Here is a 6,571-nt window from a genome sequence, read left to right as displayed (position 1 = left end):
ACGGCGCTGTTCTTCGGGGTCCTCGCCGGGATACCGGACGGCGGTGGTGGCGACGACGGCCCGTACTCGGACCTCCCGGTCTCCGAGCGGGTCTGTCCAACTACCTGCCCGACGGGCCTCAGCGCTCCGACAGTTCCGACGGGGCCTCCTGGACCACCCAGCCGTTGCCGTCCGGGTCCTCGAAGGTCATGAACGAGTTCCAGGTGTCGCCCTTGCCGTCCTCCCAGCCCGTCGCGCCGACGTGCCGCACCGGGGAGACGTCCACGCCCCGGGCCACCAGTTCCTCGCGGGCCGCGTCGATGTCCGTGACGCAGATCTGGAGGCCCTGCAGCGTGCCCGGCGCCATCGGCTTCGTCCCGGGCGCCGCGGGCATCCCGTGGAGCATGGCGATGGAACAGCGCGAACCGGGAGGGGTCAGCTGGATGATCCGCATCCCGGGGGCGACCTCGTCGTCGAGGTCGACCTTGAAACCGACCTTGTCGGCGTAGAACTCCTTGGCCCGGTCCATGTCGGCGACGGGTACGGGAACGACTTCGAGCGTCCAGTTCACGGAAGAACCTCCTCAGAAACGCCGGAGAGCCCCGGCAGGTCCACCGTCTCCCACGACACCGCCGACGCGCACGCCGAAACGCCAATCCGGTCCGTTCCCGTCCGGGTCCGCGCCGGCCGGCGTCAGGAGACGAAGACGCTCCTGTTCCCGTTCGGCCGGTAGGTCTCGCCCGGGTCGACGAAGTGCTCGACCCGCCCCGAGCAGTCGGGGCCGGACCACACCGCGACGGCCGCCGCCGTGTAGTTGGACACCACCGGCGGAACGAAGTCGCCGAGCGGGAAGCAGCCGACGGGCTCGCGGTGGGACACCCCGTCGACGATCAGGATCCCGTGGGCCGCGTACGCGGTGCCGTGCACCGGGAACGCGAGCGCGGCGGCGGCCGCCGCCGTCCCGGCCAGCGTCGCCATACGTCGATTCATGCGCCTACCTCTTTCAGGAGCCGGCCGGGGTCCGGGCGGTGCGGTCCCGGCCGGTCTACCGCGCACCCCGCGGGCCGGACGGGCCGTGGGGGCCGCCGTCACCCGGCCGGGTGCACCGGTTCACCGGCGCGGCGGCCGCGGCGGGACCCCGGTTGACCCGGGGTCCCGCCCGCGCGTTCGTTCCGGCCCGTCGGGGGGAGCCGCGTCCGCGGCCGGGTTAGGCTCGGGACCAGGTTCTGAAGGGGATGGTCCGCATGTGTCGCTGGCTCGCCTATCTGGGTTCGCCGATCCTGCTCGACGCCCTGCTCTACCGGCCGGAGCACTCGCTGATCAACCAGAGCCTGCACGCCCGCATGGGCGTCGAGTCGACCAACGGAGACGGCTTCGGCATCGGCTGGTACGGCGCCGACGGCGACGGCACACCGGCGGTGTTCCGCGACATCGGGCCCGCCTGGAACAACCGGAACCTGCGGGAGCTCTCCGCGCACGTCCGCTCGTCCCTGTTCTTCGCGCACGTCCGCGCCTCGACGGGCTCGGCGATCCAGCAGACCAACTGTCATCCCTTCCGGCACGGCCGCTGGATGTGGATGCACAACGGGGCCATCGCGGACTTCCACCGGCTCCAGCGCGACCTGTGCATGGCGGTCGATCCGGCACTGTTCCCCTCCATCGAGGGGTCGACGGACTCCGAGGTGATGTTCTACCTCGCCGTCACCTTCGGTCTCGACCAGGACGTTCCCGCCGCGGTGGCCCGGATGGCGGGGCTGGTGGAGCGCCTCGGCAAGGAGCACGGCGTTCCGGAGCCGCTGCAGATGACCGTGGCCGTGAGCGACGGCGAGCGGGTGTGGGCCTTCCGGTACTCCAGCCAGGGAAAGTCGCGGTCGCTGTTCTACAGCAGCCGTGCCGAGACCGTCCGGCACCTGTACCCGGAGCTGGACTACCTCAGCGAGGTCTCCGACGAGACCCGGATCGTGGTGTCCGAGCCCTTGGGGGACCTGCCCGGCGTGTGGAACGAGCTTCCCGAGGCGAGCTACACCGTGCTCCCCTCCCACCCGGAGACGGACTACCTCCCCTTCATCCCCGACGCCGGCTGAGGCGGGGGCGTCATCGCCCAGCGGATCGTCCGTGTGACGGCGTGGCCGCTCAGGCGTACGCAGGTCTCCCCCGGGCCGGTGGCGGTGCGCAGCGCGAGCGCGGTGCGGGCCCAGGGCGGGAGCAGTGCGACCGCGTTCGAGGCCAGCAGCGCGTACGGCGGCCGGGCGGCCAGGGGCAGCGGCGGGTGGCGCAGGATGAAGCGGGCCGCGTCGAGGGCCTCGGGGGTGGCGCGCAGCTCGGGCCGGTACGCCGCCAGCCGGGCGGTCAGCCCGGCGCGGTCGCGGGGCGGGTCGGCGATCCCCAGGGCGGACGCCACCCGGGCGGTGTCGGCGAGGTACGCGTCGCAGCCGGCGGCGTCCAGGGGGTGTGCGCCGAAGCGCTGGTGGGCCCGTAGGAAGCTGTCGACCTCGGCCGCGTGCACCCAGCCCAGCAGGTGCGGATCGGCCGCGTGGTACGGCTCCGCGCGGGCGGTGGTTCCCCGTACCCGCTCGTGGACGGCGCGGACCCGGTCCACGGCGCGCTGGGCGTCGGCCGCGGTGCCGTAGGTGGTGACGGCGAGGAAGGTGCTGGTGCGCTGGAGCCGTCCCCAGGGGTCGCCGCGGAAACCGGAGTGCGCGGCGACGGCTGCCATGGCCAGCGGGTGCAGTGACTGGAGCAGGAGGGCGCTGAGGCCCCCGATGAACATGGACGCGTCGCCGTGGACCGTGCGGATGGGCCGCTCGGGGCCGAACCAGCGGGGTCCGGGGGCGCCGTGGATGCGGGCCCGGTTGGCCGAACCGCCGGGTCCGGCGACCCGGGTGAACAGCGTCGTTCCGAGTCGCTCCCTCAGGTTCCGGCCGCCACGGGCGGCGGGCTCGTCCATACTCCTGTTCTGCCCCGCCGCCTCCCGGTTCACCCGCTCCGCGCGGGACGCGCAGCCGACGCCGTCACGTGCCGACGAGGTTCCGCACGTTCTCGACGCTGCCGCAGTCGGCCGACAGGTGCTCCTCCCGCGCCTTGAGGAAGGCCGCGCCCAGCTCGGCCCTGCGCTCGTCGGGGACGTTCTCCCGGGCGCCGTTGAGGATCGTCCGCTCCTCCTCGTCGAGGTGGTGGGAGACCGCCTTGACCAGGTCCTCCAGCCGGGCATCCCACGCGTCGGAGCCCACCTCGGAGACTTCGAGGAGTGCGAGCAGCGCCTCGTTCCCCTCGGCGTGCTCCTCGGCACCGTGCTCCACTTCCTCGTTGTCGACGTCCTTGAACCGCTTCAGCGCGCCGTACACCTCGCTTTCCTCGGCCTCGCCGTGCGCGATGAGCAGCGCGGAGAACTTCGCGAGGGCGGCCGCCCGGTCCGACTCCACGCTCCGCATCCGGCGAAACAGGTCCTCCATGGTGCGGTGGTCCTTCAGGATCATCTCGACGACGTCCTGGTCCTGCTGCTTCTGGGCGGTCATGCCGCAGCCTCCTCCGTGGGTGTTCCGTCGAGTGGCGCGTGCTCGGTGAGGGCCGGTTCAAACCCCGGGCGTCGGGCGCGGGCCCTCCCCGTACCGACGATCCGGGGGTCCGCTGGCCCTTCGGCCCGTGTGGCAGCGGAATTCGGGTTTGTGCGGGGGTGGTGGGGGCAGCCGCGTCAACGAATACGAACAGCCCCCGAATGGAGGCGCGAGATGTCATCGAACACGCTGATAGCCGTCATCGTCGTGGCGGTGGTCGTGGTGATCGCGCTCACGGCACTGCTGTGGGCGCTGGCGCGGCGACGCCACCTGCGCGAGCGGTTCGGGCCGGAGTACGAGCGCACGGTCGAGGAACAGGGCGGCCGGAAGGCCGCCGAGCGCGATCTGCGCGCCCGGGAGGAACGGCACGACAGCCTCGACATCAAGGAGCTGTCGGCCGAGCGCCGGGACCATTACGCGCAGGAGTGGAGCGGTGTCCAGCAGCAGTTCGTGGATCACCCGCAGGGCTCGGTGGCCGAGGCCGACGAGCTGGTGACCCGGCTGATGGGCGAGCGCGGCTACCCCACCGACGAGGGGTACAGCGGACAGGTCCGGGACCTGTCGGTGGAGCACGGGCGCACGCTGGAGGAGTACCGGGCCGCCCACGCGGTCAAGGTGCGCAGCGGGGCGGGAGAGGCGACGACAGAGGAGCTCCGAGGGGCGATGGTCCACTACCGCGCCCTCTTCGAGGAACTGCTTTCCGATCAGAGGAGCCGTTGACATGCAGCACCGTGACGAGAACACGCAGCGGGCCACCGAGCCCGTCCTGACCACCGAGGACCTCGCCCACCCGGCTCAGGCCCCGGTCACGGGCCACGGAACGGAGCCCCGGACGGGCCGTGAAGCGGGCCGCGACACCGGTCCTGACACCGGCCTTGACACGGGCACGGAGCCTGGCACGGAGCCGGGTATCGGCACCGGCACCGGCACGGGCATCGGCACGGGCCGTGACACCGCCGTGTACCCGGGCGAGGCCACCGGCGACCCCTCGCGCCCCGACACCTTCGGCGACGGCGTACGCGGCGACGGCATACGGAGCGCGGAGGCCGACGCCCACCGTGCCGACGAGGCCCGGTCCGCCGAGGCCGACGCCCACCGGCCCGAGGAGAACCGGACCGGTGACACCGCGGAGGGCGCTGTGCCCCGCGCCTCCGGACCTCCGGGTGACACCGCGGCGGACGGCGAGGCCGAGCCGCTCCTCGGTACCGCGGAGGCCGAGGGCTACCGCACCAGCTGGACCGAGATCCAGGGACGTTTCGTGGACGACCCGCGGGAGGCCGTCAGGTCCGCGGACACCCTCGTGGCCGAGGTCATGCAGGCTTTCGCGGGCACCCTGGCCGACCACCGGGGCCGGCTGGAGAAGCAGTGGGACAGCGGTGAGCAGGTGGCCACGGAGGACCTCCGGCAGGCTCTGCGGGCCTACCGGTCGCTGATCAACCGGCTGCTCGACACCTGAGGGTCAGGGATGGTCCGGGACGTGGATGTCCAGGACACAGATGTCGTCCCGGTGACCGGGACGAAGGGCGGCCAGGGTGCGGGCGAGCGTCTCGCCCCGGCCGTCCCTCAGCAGTTGCCGGGCGAGGACGGCCAGGCGGGCGAGGCCCGCTTCGATGTCCTCGCCCGGCTCTTCCACGAGGCCGTCCGTGTAGAGCAGCAGGTGGTCGCCGGGCAGCAGGTCGATCATGGCCTGGTCGTACGCGGAGTCGGGGGTGGCGCCCAGGAGGCTGCCCTGTGGCTGCGGCAGGAAGCTCACCTCCTCCCCCCGGAGGAGCAGGGGCGGCAGGTGCCCGGCCCGTACCCAGTTCAGGCGTCGGTCCCAGGGCTGGTAGCGGGCCATGACCATGGTGGCGGTGGCGCCGACGGGGTCCGAAACGGTGTGCAGCAGGAGGGTGTTGAGCCTGTTCAGGACATCGGGCAACGCCGATCCCGTGACGGTCATCCCCTTCGTGGTGAACCGCAGCTGGGCCATCGTGCCGACGGCCGCCAGGCCGTGGCCGGCGACGTCCCCGACGACGAAGAGGGCGCTCTCGTCGGGGAGTTCGATGGCGCTGTACCAGTCGCCTCCGACGTTGACCCCGCTCTCGGAGGGCACGTAGGCGACGTCGATGCGCAGTCCGGCGAGTTCCAGTGACTGTTCCGGGATCGGCAGCAGGGTGTCCTGGAGCCGGGCGGCGAGGGCGTGTTCGGCCTGGAGCATGCCCCGGTGGACGAGGACGGAGCGCTCGCTCTCCAGCAGTGCCAGCTCCGTGCCGCGCTGCGCGGTCAGGTCCTGGAAGAAGCCGTGCACCTCGACGGGGGTGCCGTCGGCGTCCTTCAGCGCCTCGGCGACGAGCCGCAGGTGACGTACGCCGTCCGGGACGGCGACGCGGAACGGCTGGTCGACGGGCTCCCCGCGCTCCAGCAGCCGTCGCACGGCCGTACGCATCCTCGGCAGGTCCTCGGGCACCAGGTGCGAGGGGAGGTCCTGGAGCCGGAGGGGGCCCAGGGCCGGATCGCGGTCGAAGACGGCGTAGACCTGCTCGGACCAGCCGGCGGTGTCGGCCGGCAGGCTCCAGGCCGCCCACCCGAGGTTGCCGAGCCGCTGCATGTCGGCGAGCCGGCGGGCCTCGCGCTCGCCGGCGTCGTGCCGGATCCAGGACACGACGAGGCCGTCCCCGAGCTTCGCGGCCCGGACCGAGAAGACGGACCGCTTGGGCAGTCCGGCGGCCACCTCCTCGTATGTGAAGGGCTCGCCCTCGTACGCCGTCCCCGTGGCCAGGGTGTCCAGGTACCCCTTCCACAGCGGGGTGCCCACCACCGTCGGGTACGTCTCCAGGACACGGCGGCCGACCAGGTCACCGCCCCGGCGCCCGGCGATGTCGACCGAGTCCGGTGCCGCGGCGGCGATGAGGAAGTCGGCCACCTCCCCCGACGGCGCGCGCAGGGGCGTGAGCAGGATCGCGGTGCCGGACAGCACGTCCAGGATCCGCTGGACGGCTTCCGCGCCCTCACGGCCTGCATCATGGCACTGGGACTTCTCATGAAGTCGAGCGCCAGCT

General features: G+C 72.7%; 8 protein-coding genes. 3 read left to right on the top strand and 5 right to left on the bottom strand.

The genetic code is table 11. From position 1 onward, the window contains the following. Nucleotides 1-118: 118 nt before the first annotated feature. Entirely contained in the window at nt 119-550 is a 432-nt protein-coding gene (locus ABT106_RS30355) for a VOC family protein (RefSeq protein WP_351283820.1), read from the bottom strand. A 122-nt stretch (nt 551-672) separates the two neighbouring features. Beyond that, on the bottom strand, nt 673-969 hold the full coding sequence (locus tag ABT106_RS30350; RefSeq protein WP_351283817.1) for a hypothetical protein: 297 nt from the start codon (nt 967-969) through the stop codon (nt 673-675). 254 nt (nt 970-1,223) lie between these two features. Between ABT106_RS30350 and ABT106_RS30345 the strand changes: the two genes are divergently transcribed. After that, nucleotides 1,224-2,063, top strand: coding sequence for a class II glutamine amidotransferase (locus tag ABT106_RS30345; RefSeq protein WP_351283823.1), 840 nt, complete (start codon nt 1,224-1,226; stop codon nt 2,061-2,063). Here the strand turns inward: ABT106_RS30345 and ABT106_RS30340 are convergent. Together ABT106_RS30340 and ABT106_RS30335 are read right to left on the bottom strand one after the other, a co-directional pair. Further along, on the bottom strand, nt 2,033-2,926 hold the full coding sequence (locus ABT106_RS30340; RefSeq protein ID WP_351283814.1) for an oxygenase MpaB family protein: 894 nt from the start codon (nt 2,924-2,926) through the stop codon (nt 2,033-2,035). The two genes, ABT106_RS30345 and ABT106_RS30340, sit on opposite strands and share 31 nt — an antisense overlap. A gap of 64 nt (nt 2,927-2,990) precedes the next feature. Then, nucleotides 2,991-3,494, bottom strand: coding sequence for a hemerythrin domain-containing protein (locus tag ABT106_RS30335; RefSeq protein WP_351283812.1), 504 nt, complete (start codon nt 3,492-3,494; stop codon nt 2,991-2,993). A 213-nt stretch (nt 3,495-3,707) separates the two neighbouring features. On the opposite strand from ABT106_RS30335, the gene ABT106_RS30330 reads away from it, so the two are divergent. Then, the gene (locus ABT106_RS30330) at nt 3,708-4,253 is read left to right on the top strand and encodes a hypothetical protein (RefSeq protein ID WP_351283809.1); all 546 of its coding nucleotides are present in this window, start codon (nt 3,708-3,710) and stop codon (nt 4,251-4,253) included. Nucleotide 4,254: 1 nt separating this feature from the next. Beyond that, nucleotides 4,255-4,989 carry a hypothetical protein gene (locus ABT106_RS30325; RefSeq protein WP_351283807.1) on the top strand — a complete coding sequence of 245 codons (735 nt, stop codon included), beginning with the start codon at nt 4,255-4,257 and terminating at the stop codon, nt 4,987-4,989. 3 nt (nt 4,990-4,992) lie between these two features. On the opposite strand, the gene ABT106_RS30320 is transcribed toward ABT106_RS30325, so the two are convergent. Next, the coding region (locus ABT106_RS30320) for a PP2C family protein-serine/threonine phosphatase (protein WP_351283804.1) at nt 4,993-6,571 on the bottom strand (1,579 nt) is incomplete at its 5' end.

The sequence above is a fragment of the Streptomyces sp. NPDC002044 genome, from assembly GCF_040296725.1.
In the GTDB taxonomy this organism is placed as follows: domain Bacteria; phylum Actinomycetota; class Actinomycetes; order Streptomycetales; family Streptomycetaceae; genus Streptomyces; species Streptomyces antarcticus.
This window is presented reverse-complemented; position numbering and strand designations above follow the sequence as displayed.